16 protein-coding genes are annotated in these 16,260 nt (G+C 58.9%); 11 read left to right on the top strand and 5 right to left on the bottom strand.

Annotated features, from left to right (window positions below; translation table 11 throughout):
* Positions 1 to 22: 22 nt before the first annotated feature.
* The gene (locus tag VE009_RS04995) at positions 23 to 838 is read left to right on the top strand and encodes a type II secretion system F family protein (protein WP_325006309.1); all 816 of its coding nucleotides are present in this window, start codon (positions 23 to 25) and stop codon (positions 836 to 838) included.
* Between the two features lie 68 nt (positions 839 to 906).
* Here VE009_RS04995 and VE009_RS04990 read toward each other — a convergent pair whose 3' ends face one another.
* The 3 genes from VE009_RS04990 to blaOXA form a co-directional block, all read right to left on the bottom strand.
* Positions 907 to 1,851 (bottom strand): copper amine oxidase N-terminal domain-containing protein, encoded by a 945-nt coding sequence (locus VE009_RS04990; protein ID WP_325006308.1) that lies wholly within the window; start codon positions 1,849 to 1,851, stop codon positions 907 to 909.
* Positions 1,852 to 2,047: 196 nt separating this feature from the next.
* Positions 2,048 to 2,392, bottom strand: a complete 345-nt coding sequence (locus VE009_RS04985; RefSeq protein ID WP_325006307.1) for a hypothetical protein — start codon at positions 2,390 to 2,392, stop codon at positions 2,048 to 2,050.
* Positions 2,393 to 2,394: 2 nt separating this feature from the next.
* On the bottom strand, positions 2,395 to 3,219 hold the full coding sequence (blaOXA, locus tag VE009_RS04980) for a class D beta-lactamase (RefSeq protein ID WP_325006306.1): 825 nt from the start codon (positions 3,217 to 3,219) through the stop codon (positions 2,395 to 2,397).
* A gap of 143 nt (positions 3,220 to 3,362) precedes the next feature.
* Here blaOXA and VE009_RS04975 point away from each other — a divergent pair, with 143 nt between their 5' ends.
* Entirely contained in the window at positions 3,363 to 4,727 is a 1,365-nt protein-coding gene (locus VE009_RS04975) for a PLP-dependent aminotransferase family protein (RefSeq protein ID WP_325006305.1), read from the top strand.
* A 78-nt stretch (positions 4,728 to 4,805) separates the two neighbouring features.
* Here the strand turns inward: VE009_RS04975 and VE009_RS04970 are convergent, their stop codons facing one another.
* Both VE009_RS04970 and VE009_RS04965 read right to left on the bottom strand, forming a co-directional pair.
* Positions 4,806 to 4,910 (bottom strand): MetS family NSS transporter small subunit, encoded by a 105-nt coding sequence (locus VE009_RS04970; protein ID WP_325006304.1) that lies wholly within the window; start codon positions 4,908 to 4,910, stop codon positions 4,806 to 4,808.
* The gene (locus tag VE009_RS04965) at positions 4,907 to 6,451 is read right to left on the bottom strand and encodes a sodium-dependent transporter (protein ID WP_325006303.1); all 1,545 of its coding nucleotides are present in this window, start codon (positions 6,449 to 6,451) and stop codon (positions 4,907 to 4,909) included. The genes VE009_RS04970 and VE009_RS04965 overlap by 4 nt, the downstream gene beginning before the upstream one ends.
* Positions 6,452 to 7,071: 620 nt before the next feature.
* On the opposite strand from VE009_RS04965, the gene VE009_RS04960 reads away from it, so the two are divergent.
* From VE009_RS04960 to VE009_RS04920, 9 genes are all read left to right on the top strand, one after another.
* Entirely contained in the window at positions 7,072 to 7,758 is a 687-nt protein-coding gene (locus tag VE009_RS04960) for an isochorismatase family cysteine hydrolase (protein WP_325006302.1), read from the top strand.
* Positions 7,759 to 7,785: 27 nt separating this feature from the next.
* The gene (locus VE009_RS04955; protein ID WP_325006301.1) at positions 7,786 to 8,850 is read left to right on the top strand and encodes an ABC transporter substrate-binding protein; all 1,065 of its coding nucleotides are present in this window, start codon (positions 7,786 to 7,788) and stop codon (positions 8,848 to 8,850) included.
* A 12-nt stretch (positions 8,851 to 8,862) separates the two neighbouring features.
* On the top strand, positions 8,863 to 9,693 hold the full coding sequence (locus VE009_RS04950; protein WP_325006300.1) for an ABC transporter ATP-binding protein: 831 nt from the start codon (positions 8,863 to 8,865) through the stop codon (positions 9,691 to 9,693).
* Positions 9,690 to 10,442: an ABC transporter permease gene (locus VE009_RS04945; protein ID WP_325006299.1), complete on the top strand. Its 753-nt coding sequence runs from the start codon at positions 9,690 to 9,692 to the stop codon at positions 10,440 to 10,442. The genes VE009_RS04950 and VE009_RS04945 overlap by 4 nt, the downstream gene beginning before the upstream one ends.
* Positions 10,439 to 11,509: a ring-opening amidohydrolase gene (locus VE009_RS04940; RefSeq protein ID WP_325006298.1), complete on the top strand. Its 1,071-nt coding sequence runs from the start codon at positions 10,439 to 10,441 to the stop codon at positions 11,507 to 11,509. The genes VE009_RS04945 and VE009_RS04940 overlap by 4 nt, the downstream gene beginning before the upstream one ends.
* Positions 11,510 to 11,543: 34 nt before the next feature.
* Entirely contained in the window at positions 11,544 to 11,981 is a 438-nt protein-coding gene (locus VE009_RS04935; RefSeq protein ID WP_325006297.1) for a cupin domain-containing protein, read from the top strand.
* Positions 11,982 to 11,995: 14 nt separating this feature from the next.
* Positions 11,996 to 13,642: a PucR family transcriptional regulator gene (locus VE009_RS04930; RefSeq protein ID WP_325006296.1), complete on the top strand. Its 1,647-nt coding sequence runs from the start codon at positions 11,996 to 11,998 to the stop codon at positions 13,640 to 13,642.
* A 17-nt stretch (positions 13,643 to 13,659) separates the two neighbouring features.
* The gene (locus VE009_RS04925) at positions 13,660 to 15,396 is read left to right on the top strand and encodes an allophanate hydrolase (RefSeq protein ID WP_325006295.1); all 1,737 of its coding nucleotides are present in this window, start codon (positions 13,660 to 13,662) and stop codon (positions 15,394 to 15,396) included.
* A gap of 378 nt (positions 15,397 to 15,774) precedes the next feature.
* Complete coding sequence (locus VE009_RS04920) at positions 15,775 to 16,212, top strand: DUF4395 domain-containing protein (protein ID WP_325006294.1); 438 nt, start codon at positions 15,775 to 15,777, stop codon at positions 16,210 to 16,212.
* Positions 16,213 to 16,260 lie beyond the last annotated feature (48 nt).

Below are 16,260 nucleotides of genomic sequence, written 5' to 3'. Positions count from 1 at the left end.
AACGAAGCATATGAAGAAGAGGATGGAGCTTCTGTCACGCAGGATGGGCCCGGAGGCGGAGGACAAGCCGGAGGCCGAACCGCTTGGCAAGAGGCTCACGCAATGCCTCTGGAGCGGGTTTCGCGAGGCGCTGAAGCATAAAGTTTCGACGAAAACCATAGCGAGGCTGCAGGTTCAACTGGAGCAAGCCGGCTCCCCGTTCGGAATGAAAGCGATCGATTTCCGCCTCGCCCACCTAGCCCTGATGGTCGGTCTCCCCCTCCTATTTTTCTTATATTGCAATGTATTGCTGCTGGATCTGACGACCACCGCGATGTTCTCGTTCGTCGGGTTTCTGCTCGGACTGCTGTTGCCGATCTATTATTTGCGTGCGAAAACGAATCAGCGGAGGCTTCAAGCGATCCGGGAGCTGCCCAATTTCTTAGACCTGTTAACGGTCAGCTTGGAGGCCGGTTTAGGCTTCGATAGCGCGCTCAGTAAGATTGTAGCCAAGCAACACGGGGTGCTGCAGAGCGAGTTTCGGCGCTGCTTGGAGGAAATACGGCTAGGAATCTCAAGGAAAGAGGCGCTCACAGGGGTGAAGGAGCGGCTTGCCGCCGAGCCGGTACACGGCATGATCAACAGCATAATCCAGGCGGAGAAGCTCGGGGTCGGGCTTGTTCAGGTGCTGCGGGTGCAGTCCGTCACTGTCCGGGAGGAGCGAAAGCGTTGGGCGGAAGAAACCGCGCTGAAAGCGCCGGTGAAAATGTTGTTCCCGCTGATCTTCTTCATTTTCCCTTGCTTGTTCATCGTTGTACTGGGGCCGGTTGTCATTCAAATGATCGATGCGTTCAGCTGACCGCGCAAGGAAAGCGGGCCGCCTAAGTCGGGCGGTCCGCTTCGTCTTATGCGATGCCGAAATACTTCTTATACTCCCCTACGAGCGTTTCTTCCTGTTTGCCGAAGGCGTAGGAGAAGGCTGCGGCAGGATCCACGCCGATAGAGGTTCCGGGCGTCTCCGGTCGGATCGATCATGCTCCCGTATTGGGCGTAGCCGAGCACCTTCTTGGCCACGTAATCCGCTTGTCCTTCAAGCAGAAAGTTCATCCGTCCCCTGTAGGCGGATCTGATTTTATCCAAGTTCCAAAGCTGGTGCTGGTACGCATGAGCCATTTCGTGCGCATAAACGAATCGCACGCTTTCTTCCCCGCCGACCGCGAAGTTTTCGTCCGCAGCCAATTTTATAGCGTTATGCTTCGGTTCGAAAAACGAGATCGAATTCATTTTGAAGATGCCGTTTCGATCGTGGATCCAAAGCTCTACCTTCTGTTTCAACGTATTGGCGCCGAAATAGGACTCGTGCGCGGTTAACATGCTCTCGGCCTCCGAGTGAAGGTAGCCGTATTTTTCGTAAGCTTCCGGCGTGAAATGAAGAATCAGGTTCTTGGTCTCGTAGGTGATCCATCCGCCAGTTTGGGCGCTTGGCTGCTCTTGGATCTTAAGCTGACGCTCCAACTCGGCGATTTTCCGATAAGCCTCTTGAAGCTTGGCGTCATTCGCCTCTTGCCGAATGCCGTTCGCGCCAGTTTTAGGGGTCACGGTAATCGTCAGCCGATCCTGGTCCCATTCCACCCTCTGGTTCAACGCTTCGGCGACGAAACGCAGGGGCACGTAGGTCGTGCCGTTGTATATGAACCCCTTCTGTTCCTCTGGCGGCGATTTCTCTACTCCGTTGAAAATATAAGTGAGATGCTGGAAGTGTACATCGATCTTGGTTGTCGAAGTAGAAGCGTAGGTAACGCAAGCAATCACAAGGAGCGCGGCCAGAATGGTGAAGAATAGAGACTTTTGCGTTTCCACCCGTTTCATCATGGCAGGTCCTCCTCCGGGTGACGTGGAATACCGCATCCTCTTGATCTATCAAGAAGGATTGTCTCTATATGTTTATAAACTCTCGCTCTTATTGGTGTGGGCGGGACGTTCCCTATTTCGCGAAGTAGAGTTCGCCATTCGGACTTGTCGGAACACAGCGAAGCCCACATCCGCAGAAGGATGTGGGCCTCGCATATCAAATTCCGAAGGCTCTCCTGGCATAGAGATAAACCAAGCCTGCCGCGATTTCCAGCAGGAGCAGCAGGAAAGCTTTGATACGCTGTTTTCGGTAAAACGATAGCAGCATTTCAAGGAATGCGATGATGAATAATACATATAGCGAAAGTTTCATGATGGAAATGAGAATCAGTGCGCCGATCATCGAGCCGGCCGCGAACAAAAGCAGGACGATCGAGGCCAGTACGAGGACGAGCGGCGCAATTTTTGCTTTCGTCGATCGATTTCTTCGGTAAGCCCATCCCTCGTAAGCGAGGAATCCGCCCCCGAACAGAAGGTACACGATGATTTGCAGCCTATCCAACGTTACGCCCCTCTTTCCTCGGAATCGTCGATAATATTCATCGTCTCCAAGATTTGAATCGTAATTCCCTTCGCCGTTGTACCGCTTCCGTCCACGTTCGTCGCGAACGCCCAGAGAGCCTTCTCCGTTTCCACATAACCGACGTACCAGCCGAGTCCCAGATCCGACAATCGGGTGCCCGTCTTCCCGTGCAAGACGTATTCGTCCTCTTCGCGGTCGATCATCATTCGTTTGACCGTCTTCATCGTCTGCTCCTGAAAGTGCAGATCCTCTTCTACTAGACGTTCAATAAAAGCGATTTGTTCCTCGGCGGAAATCCGCAAGCTGCTGTCCAGCCAGAACGTATCGATCCCTCCGGAAATGTCCCGATTTCCGTAATCGATTTCGCCCAAGTGATACGCCATGCGCTCCTCTCCGATGTCCCTCGCTAGTTCCTGATAATACCAAATCGCGGAATGTCTCATCGCGGACGCCAGGGTATGGTCCCGATTCCAAACCTCGAACGCTCGAACCGTTCCGTCCCAACGTTTGACTTCGTACTCGTCCGCCACGGCGTTCTCCTCGAGCCCGATGAGCGCGTTGGCGATTTTGAACGTGGACTCGGGCGTAAATCGTTCCTTGGCCCGATCGTAGTTATAGGCGTAGACTTGGTCGGTTTTCAAATTTTTAATGACTACGGTCCCCTCAACTTCTTGAAACATGCCGTCGACCCTAAGGTTTTTCGCCTTGCCGTCTTCGTATGCATAGGTCGACAATCCTCCGAAACATGTAAGCGCAAGGAAGATCCCCGCCAGTAAGCTTCTGCCGATCATTGTCAAGCGACTCATGTCCTCCCACGCGAACGGTGCCGGCCCGCACGCCTATCGATATTCAAAGTGCACTTTGTAAGGTAGAGTATACGTATCCCCGGTTCATTCCGAAATCATAATATTCCGGGTTTGTACCAGTACAAAGGAAGGAGGCTGCGCGCATGCTGTACGAGGTCATCATGGAATCGATCCGACGACGCATCGAAGAAGGGACCTACAAGCCGGGCGATAAGCTTCCGACGGTTCGGGCGTTGTCGCAGCAGTTCGGGTGCAGCAAAAGTACGGTCGTTAAGGCGTATGACGAACTGGAAAACATCCATGCCGTTTATTCCGTGCCGAAGAGCGGGTATTACGTCGTGGACAGCCGCTTGTCCCGAGCGAAGCCGGCTCCGGACCTTCGGAAAATCGACTTCTACTCGGCCGGACCGGATAAGCAGGCGATGCCGTACAGAGATTTTCAGCATTGCATGAACCAAGCGATCGATTTGTACAAAGAGGAAATGTTCACGTATTCCGAAATTCAAGGGCTGCGTTCGCTGCGAGCGGAGCTGGCCCGCCATCTGCAGGATCTTCAAGTATTCGCCGATCCGGATAGAATCGTCGTTGTATCCGGATCGCAGCAGGCGCTGCATCTGCTGATCTCCCTGCCGTTCCCGAACGGGAAGCGGAATATTTGCGTCGAGCAGCCGACCCATGTCGCGTTCATCGACTCCCTCGATGTCCAAGGAGCTGTCGCTTACGGGATCGAAATGACGAAGAACGGCATCGATTTGGAACGGCTGGAGTTCATTTTCAAGCACCATGACATTAAGTTTTTCTACACCGTAACCAGGTTTCACAACCCAACGGGGTACAGCTATACGAATGCCGAAAGGAGGAAGATCGTAGACCTCGCTCAAAAATACGACGTGTACGTCATCGAGGACGACTACATGGGAGACTTGGACGCCGACTCGAAACAAGACCCGATGTTTGCGTATGATCCGTCGGGAAGAGTCATTTACACGAAAAGCTTCTCCAAAGTCATGCTGCCGGGGCTGAGATTGGGCGCGGCCGTCATTCCCGAGTCGATGAAAGCTTCGTTCCTTCGGGCCAAATTCGCCTCGGATTTGCACACGCCGGTGCTTATGCAAGGAGCTTTGGAAATCTATCTGAAGAGCGGTATGTACCGCGCCCATGTGCGAAGGATGAGAGACATGTATCGCAGGAAAGGGATGCTTCTGCAGGAGGCGTTCCAAACCTTCCTGTCCCCCGACACCGTGTATTCGGGCGCCGAATCCGGGTTCTACTCTACGATCGAGCTGCCCCGACCGCTCAAAGCAGAGCAGTTGATCGCGCGCATGGAAAGAGAACAGGTTTTCTTGGACAACGCTCAAAAGATGTACTTGCCGGGGTTTGCCAAAAGCAACGTCGTGCGCTTGAGCGTGTCGCAGGTGGAGGACGAGGCGATCGCCGTCGGCGTCAGGAAAATCGCCGAAGGGATCGCGGAGCTGCAGCGCGAAAGGACGATGGTGCGGTTTAAATAACCGTCTAAAGGACGACGGGAAACGCGAAAAAAAGGACGCGCCGGAAGTTCCGGAACGCGTCCTTATCTTAATAGGCGATTACGACTTCTTCCCCTTCTTGATCGCGATCGCGATCGTCAGCGCGAGTCCGCCCCACAGCAGGACGGCCCCGAACAGAAACATGCCGATAGCTCCTACGCTCATGCTCCGCGCACCTCCCGATCCGAATCCTGCTTCCAACGGAAGGCGTACGCCAGGGTAAACGCGATCGCCAAGGTGATGCCGACCATTACCCAACCGAACGTAATGAGCGCATGGAACGGATATCCTCCGTATGCCTCGGAAAACTCCAATCGGAAGTTCATATACGTCATGAACGTCAAGACGAGCGGGGTCACGCCCATAATCATGACGTTCCACCACGCGCCCACGCGGTAATCGGACACGAGATTGTTTTCCTCCCGAATGCGGGTCGCGTTCGCGAACCAGCCGATCAGGATCACTTCCAGCAAGCCGGCGATGACGATGCCGAAATTGTTAATGAAGTGATCGACGATATCGAGCAGCACGATGCCGGCGCCTGTCGTATACGCGAGGCTGAGCGCCGCGATGACGCCGACGACCCAGTTGACGGCCGCTTTGCGGCTCAAACGGAATTTGTCCATCAACGCGGCGATCAGCACTTCGACGATCGAAATCAGCGACGTGAAGCCGGCGATGATGAGCGACAGGAAGAAGAGCGCGCCGAAGGCGCCGTTCAGCGCCGGGAAGGCGTTAATAATTTTCGGGAACACGACGAACGCGAGACCGACGCCGGCTGCCGCGACATCCTTCACGTCGCTGTTCGTCGATACCGCCATGAAGCCGATCGCCGCGAAGACGCCGATGGCGGACAGAAATTCGAAGCCGCTGTTGCTGAACGCCATGATGAACCCGCTGTTGTTCACTTCTTGCTTCTTATCCAGGTAGCTGCTGTACGTGATCATGATCGCGAAGGCGATCGACAAGCTGAAGAAAATTTGTCCGTAAGCGGCCAGCCAGACGCTGTACCAGGCCGGATTCGTGCCGCCGAGGAAGCTCGGCAGGATTTTGCCGAAATTCGGCGCGAACAGATGATCCAAACCGACGGCCGCTCCCGGCAGCGTCACGGCGCGGATGACGATGAGGAGCATGACGACGAACAGGATCGGCATGAACACTTTGCTCATCTTTTCGATGCCCTGCTTCACGCCGCGAACGAGCACGTAATACACCCCGGCCCAAACCGCGGCGAGCGGCAGCAGGATGTGCCACTGCAGTCCGCCGAGTTTCCAGCCCGCCGCGGTGACGACGTCGTCGGGAACGCCTAAGAAATCGCCGAACAGAAAGGCTTCCGTATCCTCTCCCCAACTGAGGTTGAAGGAATAGAAGAAATAGTTGATCGACCACGAAAGGATAGCTGCATAATACGTCGTAATGACGAAGCAGATCATGACCTGCCACCAGCCGAGCCATTCGAATTTGCGCGACAGCTTGCTTAAAGATAACGGGGCGGAGCCTTTCCCTGTCCGACCGATGCCGAACTCCAGCAATAAAATCGGAATCCCCGCCGTCAATAAGGCGAAGAAGTAAGGAATTAGGAAGGCTCCCCCGCCGTTCTCGTATACGACGTACGGGAATCTCCAAATATTCCCCAGACCGATCGCAGAGCCGGCGGCGGCCAAGATAAATCCGACTCTGCTGCCCCACTGTTCACGTTGAACCATGCTATGTTTCCTCCTGTTGAAGACGCTTTACAATCACCGTACGATGCAGCCCCGTTTTCGCCGCCGAACGTCGGGGGACGCGAATCGGCGCAACCGGTCCGCCGTGCCGCATCATGCCGAATCAATCAGCAGCATCGTTACGGTGAAGGAAATGTCGAATACTGACGAACTATTTAAAAATTTTACAAAGGATTCGGAATCCCGTCAAACCTGTTTTTTTGGTAAAAGGGCGCCTGTTCAAGGCTTCTTGACAGCGGATCGCATCGAATGCCGAAAGACGCGATGTATAGGTTTCCCAGTTAAGGTCGGGTTTACTACAAACAGGATAGCAATCGAAATAAACCTTACATTACTTATTCCATCATTCCGACTCAATACGGTTGGAACGCGTGTAAAAACACTTGCATTGTCACTATTTATAACATGAAGGGATTTGTTTGTTGATAATTACAATTGAAACGGCTGAATCTTTGTGAAAAACATAAAGACATGGCGTTGTCTTTGTAATATAATGTGACACATACCTTAAGGAATAGCCCAAAAGATGACAACATAGCGGGGGGCACGCAAGGGAAAATGGCCATTTCCGGCGCGTTCCGACAGGAAGGGGACGAATTTCGATGGCAGTGGTAGAAGCGACGCCTTATGCGTGGCCTTATGATGGAAGATTAGATCCCATGAAGACGGCGTTGATCATTATCGATATGCAGATCGATTTTTGCGGCAAAGGCGGCTACGTCGAACAGATGGGGTACGACCTGTCGCTGACGGCGAGGGCGATCGAACCGATCAAGAAGCTGCTGGCGCGAGTGCGGCAGATCGAAGGGTTTACGGTCATCCACACGCGGGAAGGGCATAAGCCGGACTTGTCGGACCTGCCGGCGAACAAGCGGTGGCGCAGCAAGCAGGCGGGGGCGGAGATCGGTTCGCCCGGGCCGGCCGGACGCATCCTCGTTCGAGGGGAGCCGGGTTGGAACATCATCGAGGAGCTGGCTCCGATCGAGGGAGAGCCGATCATCGATAAACCGGGGAAAGGCAGCTTCTATGCGACCGATCTCGACCTCATTTTAAAAAACCGGGGCATTACGCATTTGATCTTGACGGGCATCACGACTGACGTTTGCGTCCACACGACGATGCGCGAGGCGAATGACCGCGGTTACGAGTGTTTGATCTTAGAGGATTGCACGGGGGCGACGGACGAGGGCAACCACCTCGCGGCGCTCAAGATGGTCACGATGCAAGGCGGCGTGTTCGGAAGCGTCGGCAGCTCGGCGAACGTACTGAAGGCATTGGAGCAATTTTAAAAATATACGGAAATCGGAGTGGTCCCCATGCGAAAAACAACGATGACTACCAAGTTTGCTTTGATTGCTATGACGCTCATGCTTCTCATTTTGTCCGCTTGCGGCGCGAACGGCGAGAAGGCCTCCAGCGGCGAGAACGCCTCGAACGGCTCGAGCGCGGCGGCGGAACCGAGCGTCGAGGCGCCGGCCGAAGAGGCCAAGGAGCTGAAGAAAGTCGTCCTTCGATTAAAGTGGGTTCACCAAGCTCAGTTCGCCGGCTTTTATGCGGCAGTGAAGCAGGGCTTTTACGAGGAAGCGGGACTGGACGTCGAAATTCGCCCGGGCGGCTCGGACTTCCCGTCCGTGCAGATGGTCGCCTCCGGCAGCGAACAGTTCGGGGTGACGGGCGCGGACCAAATTTTGCTCGCTCGGGAGAAAGGCGTGCCGGTGACGGCGATTTCTACGATTTATCGCGAAACGCCGTTCGTGCTGTTCAGCTTGAAAGAGTCCGGCATCGAAAAGGTGGAAGATTTGGTCGGCCAGAAGGCGGGCGTGAAGCTCGGCGGCAACGAAGAATTGACGTTCCGGGCGATGGTGTCGAGCGCCGGCGTCGACGCGAAGGCGATCGAAGAAATGCCGATCAAGTTCGATTTGAGTCCGCTGCTCAGCGGCCAAGTGAAAGTATGGCCGGGCTACGTCATTAACGAAGTGCTGGCGGTGCAGGAGCTGGGCCACGAAGTGAACGTCATTAAGCCGAGCGACTACGGCATCAACTTCTACGCGGATACGCTGTTTACGACGCAAGCGTTGATCGAGAGCGACCCGGAGCTCGTGAAGAACTTTACGCAGGCATCCATGAAAGGATGGGCGTATGCGCTCGAGCACCCGGAAGAGGCGGCGGAGTTCGGCCTCGAGTATGCGGACAACCTGAAGCTCGAGCATGAAGTGAACATGATGAAGGCGAGCGTGCCGCTGCTGCAGCCGGAAAATCTGCCGCTCGGCAAGATGGACGCCGCGGCGTGGGAGACGCTGCAGGAAAGCTTGATGGGGCTTGGCTTCCTGAAGAAGGCGCAAACGATGGAGGAAGTGTTCACGAACGAATTTTTGGAATAGGGGGAGAGGCGCATGTTGGCGAAGGCGGTCGATTTACAGGAGAACGAAACGAGACGACCGGAGGCGCCTGCGGCCGTAACGCCGCAGACCCGGGACGTCGCGATTTCGCTGAAGCAATGCTCTCTCTCGTTCGGGAGCGTCCAAGTGCTGAACAACGTCTCTCTCGACATCTATAAGAACGAATTCGTCTCGATCCTCGGCCCGAGCGGCTGCGGGAAGTCGACGCTGCTCCGGCTCATGCTGGAGCTGCTGAAGCCCGACGCGGGCGGCGAAGTGGCGTTCGCGGCGAACAAGCCGTCGATCGGCATCGTGTTTCAGAAGCCGGTGCTTATGCCTTGGCTGTCGGCGATCCAGAACGTCGAATTGACGCTGACGATGGGCGCGGGCAAAAGCATCCCGAAGCGGGAGCGCCGGGAGAAGGCGGAGAACGCGCTGCAGCTCGTCGGATTGCAGGACTTCCGCAATCATTACCCGCACATGTTAAGCGGCGGCATGCAGCAGCGGATCGCGATCGCGCGGGCGCTGGCGGCCGATCCGGAAGTGCTGCTCATGGACGAGCCGTTCGGCGCGCTCGACGAGCTGACGCGGGAGAAGCTCAATTTCGAACTGCTGCGGCTGTGGGAAGATCCGGCGACGAGCCTCAGCTCCGTCGTCATGGTGACGCACTCGATTCAAGAATCCGTCATCATGTCCGACCGCGTCGTCATGATGTCACCGCGGCCGGCCGGCGTGGAAGCGATCATTCCGGTGCCGCTGCCGCGTCCGCGCGAGGTCGGCATGGAAGAGCACCCCGCGTTCTATCAAACGGTGAAAGAGCTGCGAAAGCGGGTGAAGGATCAATGAAGGAGCGACTTCAAAATGCATTGTACCCCGTCGGTTTCGCGGCCGCGTTCGTGGTGTTGTGGGAGCTGGCCGTCCGGTGGTTCGACGTTCCCGTCTACCTGCTGCCGGCGCCGACGGCGATTATCGGAACGTTCGACGCGACGCTCGGGTCGCACATGCTGGTAACGCTCGCGGAAGCGCTCGTCGGCTTTCTGATCGCGAACGTGCTCGGCCTTCTGACCGCCGTCATTTTCGTCCATTCGCGGCCGATCGAGAAAGGGGCGTTCCCGCTCGCGATCGCGCTGAAGACGACGCCGCTCGTCGCGCTGGCGCCGCTGCTCGTCGTCTGGATGGGCACCGGCTATTCCTCGAAGGTCGTCGCGTCGATGCTGATCTGCTTTTTCCCGATTCTCGTCAACAGCGTGAAGGGGCTGAAGGCGATCGAGTATGAAGCGTGGGAGCTGTTTTCGACGTACCAAGGGTCGAAATGGGACATCTTCTGGAAGCTCCGCCTGCCGACGAGCTTGCCGTACGTCTTGTCCGCCTTGAAAATTTCGAGCTCGCTCGCCATCGTCGGCGCGATCGTGGGCGAATTCGTCGGCGCGAACAAAGGGCTCGGCTACGTCGTGCTGGTGTCTTCCTATCATATGGACACGCCGATCATGTTTTCGGCGATTATCGCCTCCGCGGCCTGCGGCCTGCTGCTGTTCTGGTCGATCGCTTGGCTCGAGAAGAAGGTCATTTTCTGGCAAAGGGTGGATGAAGTATGAAGTGCTCCGTCGTACGCATTCCGACCGGCTCGCCCGGCGACGTATCGGCGCTGCGGGCGGCCGTCGAGGACGGGTCGATCGATCCGCGGGACGTCGTCGCCGTGCTCGGGAAGACGGAGGGGAACGGCTGCGTCAACGACTTCACTCGCGGCTACGCCGTTCGTGTACTGAGCGACTTCTTCGCGTCGCGCATCGGCGAGGACGCCTCCCGCATTTCGTATGTCATGTCCGGAGGCACGGAGGGCGTCCTGAGCCCGCACTTGACCGTCATCAGCCGCAAGTCGGGGGCGGCGGCCGGGGCGCCGGCGACCGGCGCGAAGTCGCTGGCGATCGGCGTCCGGCATACGCGGGATTTCCTGCCGGAAGAGATCGGCCGGACGGCGCAGATCGAAGCGGTGGCCGACGCGGTGCGCGAAGCGATCGCGGAGGCGGGCATCGCGAGCGCCGCAGACGTGCACTTCGTGCAAATCAAATGCCCGCTGCTGACGACAGACGCGGTTCGCGAGGCGAAAGCGAGGGGCGTGCAGGTAGCGACCGAAGATACGTATAAGTCTATGGGGCTGTCCCGCGGGGCGTCCGCGCTCGGCGCGGCGGCGGCGCTCGGCGAGATCGACGGCGCGGCGTTGACGGACGAAGACGTGTGCCATGCATGGGAGAAGTACAGCGAAGTCGCCTCGACGTCGGCGGGCAGCGAGCTCTCCTGCTGCGAAGTGATCGTGTTCGGCAATTCCGCGGAATCGGAAGGGCCGTTCTTCATCGATCACGGCGTCATGAAGGATGCGATCGACGGCGACGCCTTGCGTCGGCTGCTGGACGCGCATCCCGGCGCCGAGCTCGTGCAGGTGCTGGCGAAGGCGGAGGCCGACCCGGACGGCGTCGTGCGCGGCCGCCGTCACACGATGCTGAACGATTCGGACATCAACCATACGCGCCACGCTCGCGCGGTCGTCGGCGGCGTTCTCGCTTACGTAAGCGGAGACCCGATGATTTACGTCTCCGGCGGGGCGGAGCATCAAGGTCCTGCGGGCGGCGGTTCGGTCGCGGCGATTTTCAAAAGAACGGAATAAGACAGACGACATAGAACCGGGAGGAACCCTAACCATGACGACGATAGCGAACGAAACGAAGGTACTGACCGGCGACGCGATGAAGTGGGACTTGATGCCGAACCATATCGAGCTGTACCACCGCGAAATTTTGTCCGCCGAGGAATCGGATGGGCTCGGCATTCGGATGAGTTCGATATTGTGGGAGAAAATCGGCGTCGGCGGCCAAGTGCTTCCGCATTACCACGACGTCGTGGAAATTATTCATATTACGGTCGGGAACGTAAAGCTGCTGCTCCCGAACGGCGAATGGAAGGCGTACAAAGCGGGGGACACGTTCCAGGTGCCGGCCGGCGTGCTGCATTCCGTCGCGAATGCCGGCGATTCGCCGAGCGAGCAAATCAGCATCTTCGTGCCGGTCGACGCCGGGGCGCCGGTGAACTCGTTCTTCAATACGACGCTAGTGGAAGATATATACTCCCATAAAAAATAGGCGGAGGCGATTCCATGACGAATCCCAATAAAATTGGCTTCACTTGCGGGGACATCCTGCTGATTCCCGATTTCAAGGAAGCGGTTGTGTTGGCGGGGGCGAACGGGCTGCACCGCCCGATCACCCGCGTGAACGTCATGGAAGTGCCCGACGTCATCGATTGGGTGCGGCCCGGAGAGTTTCTCATTACGAGCGGGTTTCCGTTCCGGGACGATCCGGACGCGATTTCGGACATCGTGCCGGCGCTGGCGTCGCGCGGCGTCGCCGCGCTAGGCATCAAGACGAAGCGGTTCATCGACGAAATCCCGAAGCGGGCGCTGGAGGCTGCCGAAGCGCTCGATTTTCCGATTTTCGAGCTGCCGGCTTCGACCGTGTTCTCGGACGTCGTGCGGGACATTATGGAGCGCGTGCTCGTGCAGGAGGCGCGCGAGCTGTCCTTGCTGCAGAGCCGGTTCCAGAAGCTGTCGCATCAGCTGCTGCACGGCGCGAGCATCGAGGACGTGCTGCGGACGCTCGACGGCATGCTGAACAATCCGGTCATTCTGATCGACGACGAAGATCATGTGCTGCTGTCGCCCCAAGCCGAAGAAGCGGCGAACCGCGCAGGCGCGCCGATGGCATGGGCGCGGCTGAAGGACGAAGGCGCGCTCGGCGTCACCTTCCTCACCTTCGGCGACCGCCGGGTCCGCGCGTATATTTCGTCCGTGAACGATAAGTACGGACATTGTTTGATTGTGCTGCTGGAATGGAATCAGGAGCATTCCGTCGTCGATCAGCTGACGATCGAGAGGGTCGGCATTCTCGTCGGGCTCGAGATGATGAACGCGAGCGCGCGCAAAGAGGTCGAGGCGAAATATATCGATCAGTTTTTGCAAGATTGGCTGTCCGGCCGCATCGTCGCGATGGAAGACGTCAAGCTGCGCGCGGAAGCGTGCGGCTCGCCGCTCGAAGAGGGAGTCGGCTTCTATGCGGGGGCGGTGCGCTGGGTATCCGGCAAGCCGCCGCTGAAGCAGCTGCAGCAAGCGGTGAAGCGCATTCGATCGCGGCTCTCCGGATACGGCATCCAACCGACGCTGCTGGAAGGCGGGTTCGCGTTCGTCGCGGCCGTCCCGCCGCAAGGGCACGTTCGCCGGGCGATCGAGGCGCTGAGCTCGGAGTTGAAGCCGCTCGGCTCGGAGGGCGAAGTGTCGATCTGTTTAGGCAACAAGGTCGAACGGGCGGATCAAGTCCATCTCAGCTATCATCAAGCGAAGAAAATTTTGCACGTCAGCGCGATCTGCGATCTCCGGGAGCCGTTCATCGATTACGGGCGGCTCGGCGCTTTCCAGCTGCTGTATTTGCTGCCCGAGTCGGAGGAAGTGCTGGAATATCGCGATCGGTTTATGCTGCCGCTGCTCGAATACGACCGGAAAAACGGCACGATGCTGCTGGAGACGCTGAAGGCGTATTTCCGGAACAACCGCAACGGCAAGAAGACGGCCGCGGAGCTGTTCACGCATTACAACACGATCAACTACCGGATCGAGCGCGTCTTCGAATTGCTCGGCATCGACGCCGATGACGGTGACGATCTGCTGCAGCTTCAGCTCGCGGTCAAGCTGCTGGAAATGAGACCGGTCGCGGAGCCGGGCGGAGACAAAGGGCTTACGCGCTCCGGATAAAAGAAAGGGTGGGACGAATGGCGGTCGCGATACCGAAACAATTCACGATTTCTTGGTTGAAACGGATGTATGCGCAGCGCGAGCTGACGCCGGAGGCCGTCGCGGAGGAAATCGCGCGCCGCGCGGAAGCGGACGCGGGGATGAACGTGTGGATCGAACCGCCGTCGATGGAGCGGATGCGGCCGTATGTGGAGCGGCTCCGCGCGATCGATCCGCAGGATGCGCCGCTGTGGGGCGTGCCGTTCGCGGTGAAGGACAATATCGACGTCGCCGGGGTGCCGACGACGGCGGCCTGCGCCGAATACGCGTATGTCCCGGAAGCGGATGCGGCGGTCGTTCGGCGGCTCGTCGCCGCGGGGGCGATTCCGGTCGGGAAGGCGAACCTCGACCAGTTCGCCACCGGTCTCGTCGGCGTGCGCAGCCCGTACGGAGAGACGCACAACGCGCTCCGCCCGGAGCTGATCAGCGGCGGCTCGAGCTCGGGCTCGGCGGCGGCGGTCGCGCTCGGCCATGCGGCGTTCTCGCTCGGCACCGATACGGCCGGCTCCGGCCGCGTGCCGGCCGCCTTGAACGGGCTGTACGGCTGGAAGCCGAGCGTCGGCGCATGGCCGACGAAGGGCGTCGTGCCGGCTTGCGCCAGCCTCGACTGCGTCACGGCGTTCGCGCACGACCTGGAAGACGCGCTGCTCGTCGATGCGGTCGTTCGCGGCGAAGACGCCGGCGACCCGTGGTCGCGGAGCGTCCCGCGGACGCCGGCGGAGCGGCCGGCGAAGCTGTACGTGCCGGAGGGGCCGCTGGCGTTCTACGGCCCGTTCGCCGCGGCGTACGAAGCCGCATGGGAATCCGCCGTCGCGAAGCTGGAATCGCTCGGCGTGCCGGTGGAGCGGATCGACGCCGGCCTGTTCGCGGAAGCGGCCGCGGTGCTGTACGAAGGCCCGTGGGTCGCGGAGCGGTGGGCGGGTCTCGGGGCGTTCGTCGAAGCGCACCCGGGAGCGGCATTCCCGGTGACGGAACGCGTGCTTCGTTCGGGTTCGGCCGAAGGCGGACGGCATGACGCGGCATCCGTCTTCCGGGCGATGCATCGCCTGCAGGAGCTGAAGCTCGAAGCGAAGCGGCTGCTCGGCGGCGGCGTGCTGGCGATGCCGACGTGCGGCGGCACGTGGACGCGGGAGCAGGTGCGGCGCGATCCGGTCGCGACGAACAGCCAGATGGGGTTGTACACGAACCATTGCAACCTGCTCGATCTATGCGCCGTCGCCGTTCCGAGCGGCGAAGCCGCGCCGGACGTTCCGTTCGGCATCACGTTCTTCGCCTGCGCGGGACGGGAAGGGCTGCTCGAAGAGGCGGCGCGTCTGTGGGCCGAGCGGAAGCCGACGACGCTCGTCGCCGTCTGCGGCTTGCACATGCGCGGGCTGCCGCTCGAGAAGCAGATGCGGGAGCATCGGGCGCGGTTCGTTCGGGAGGATCGAACGGCCGCCGCGTACCGCATGTATAAGCTCCCGACGCAGCCGGCGAAGCCGGGGCTGGTCAAGACGGCGGCCGGCGGGGCGTCGCTGCGGCTCGAAGTGTGGGAGATGCCGCTCGAGACGTTCGGCGTCTTCGCAGCAAGCATTCCGGCGCCGCTCGGCATCGGGAAAGTAGAGCTGCAGGACGGAACCGAGGTGCCCGGCTTCGTCTGCGAAGCGATCGCCGCGCAGGGAGCGGAGGACGTCACGGAACGCGGCGGGTGGCGGGAAGCGATCGCAGGCGCCTGAGCTGTCAGGACAATTCTTGGCGCTGCATACGCCGATCAAGACGCCCGACGAGCGGCCGGTTGAAGGCGGTATAGTTGATGAAGCGACGGCAGCCTTTTGCTCCGTCGCTTTTTCGTTTGCGCCCGTTCCGTTATTCGCCGTTGTACGGGGGTTCGTTGAAAATAGCGGACAATGAATTCCGCTATTTTGTCCGGATCGTCCTCGAACTTGACGTTCGCATAACCGCGGCCGCTTCTCATTGTATCTGCTTCGACAAAAGTTTTTCTTACGTTCTCGCGCCTTTTTTCGAAAATTCCCGAATCCCCTATTGCCAACTCGCTCCGGATGATCGATGATGAAGGCAAATGCGCGTGTCGCTCATTAAAGGAGGAGTTAGCGTTGGCATCGAATTCGTCTTTCGATTGCGTCGACGAGGTGCCGCTGCACTGGGTGCGCGCCAATCAGCTCGGCATATTGCTGTGCGTGATCGCCGCCGTCGCCGCCCAGCTGCCTTGGATTCTGCTCGTCGCGTTGGCCGTTCAGCTCATGACTCGTTGGCTAGGCATCAAATACAACGTCTTCGTCCGCTTATTCGCGCCGCTGCTGCCCGCCTCGCTCAAAAGCGAGAGCCGGGAGTTGCTTCGATTCAACAACTTGCTGGCCATTCTGTTCCTGTGCGTCACGCTGATTGCCGCGGCGCTCGGCTGGACGGTTCTCGCCTACGTCAGCCTCGCCATGCTGACCGTCGCGGTCGTGCTCGCGTTGTGCGGATTTTGTCTAGGGTGCTTCATGTATTTTCAGTGGAAACAGTTCCGCCGCCGCCGTTTGACCCCCTAAGACGCGCTGCCGGCCGCCCGCGGTTTCGGCGGTCGGCTTGATTTCGCG

Origin of the sequence: Paenibacillus sp. (genome assembly GCF_035645195.1) — a bacterium.
In the GTDB taxonomy this organism is placed as follows: Bacteria; Bacillota; Bacilli; order Paenibacillales; family YIM-B00363; genus Paenibacillus_AE.
The sequence above is the reverse complement of the archived record's forward strand: the minus strand, read 5'-3'. Positions and strand labels throughout refer to the sequence as shown.

Excerpts from the sequence above, each read along its gene's own strand:
- VE009_RS04970 (WP_325006304.1), bottom strand. The coding sequence starts at position 4,910 with ATGAGCGTAGGAGCTATCGGCATGTTTCTGTTCGGGGCCGTCCTGCTG.
- VE009_RS04960 (WP_325006302.1), top strand. The coding sequence starts at position 7,072 with ATGGCAGTGGTAGAAGCGACGCCTTATGCGTGGCCTTATGATGGAAGA.
- VE009_RS04935 (WP_325006297.1), top strand. The coding sequence starts at position 11,544 with ATGACGACGATAGCGAACGAAACGAAGGTACTGACCGGCGACGCGATG.
- VE009_RS04965 (WP_325006303.1), bottom strand. The coding sequence starts at position 6,451 with ATGGTTCAACGTGAACAGTGGGGCAGCAGAGTCGGATTTATCTTGGCC.
- VE009_RS04995 (WP_325006309.1), top strand. The coding sequence starts at position 23 with ATGGAGCTTCTGTCACGCAGGATGGGCCCGGAGGCGGAGGACAAGCCG.
- VE009_RS04955 (WP_325006301.1), top strand. The coding sequence starts at position 7,786 with ATGCGAAAAACAACGATGACTACCAAGTTTGCTTTGATTGCTATGACG.
- VE009_RS04950 (WP_325006300.1), top strand. The coding sequence starts at position 8,863 with ATGTTGGCGAAGGCGGTCGATTTACAGGAGAACGAAACGAGACGACCG.
- VE009_RS04930 (WP_325006296.1), top strand. The coding sequence starts at position 11,996 with ATGACGAATCCCAATAAAATTGGCTTCACTTGCGGGGACATCCTGCTG.
- VE009_RS04940 (WP_325006298.1), top strand. The coding sequence starts at position 10,439 with ATGAAGTGCTCCGTCGTACGCATTCCGACCGGCTCGCCCGGCGACGTA.
- VE009_RS04945 (WP_325006299.1), top strand. The coding sequence starts at position 9,690 with ATGAAGGAGCGACTTCAAAATGCATTGTACCCCGTCGGTTTCGCGGCC.
- blaOXA (WP_325006306.1), bottom strand. The coding sequence starts at position 3,219 with ATGAGTCGCTTGACAATGATCGGCAGAAGCTTACTGGCGGGGATCTTC.
- VE009_RS04925 (WP_325006295.1), top strand. The coding sequence starts at position 13,660 with ATGGCGGTCGCGATACCGAAACAATTCACGATTTCTTGGTTGAAACGG.
- VE009_RS04975 (WP_325006305.1), top strand. The coding sequence starts at position 3,363 with ATGCTGTACGAGGTCATCATGGAATCGATCCGACGACGCATCGAAGAA.
- VE009_RS04990 (WP_325006308.1), bottom strand. The coding sequence starts at position 1,851 with ATGATGAAACGGGTGGAAACGCAAAAGTCTCTATTCTTCACCATTCTG.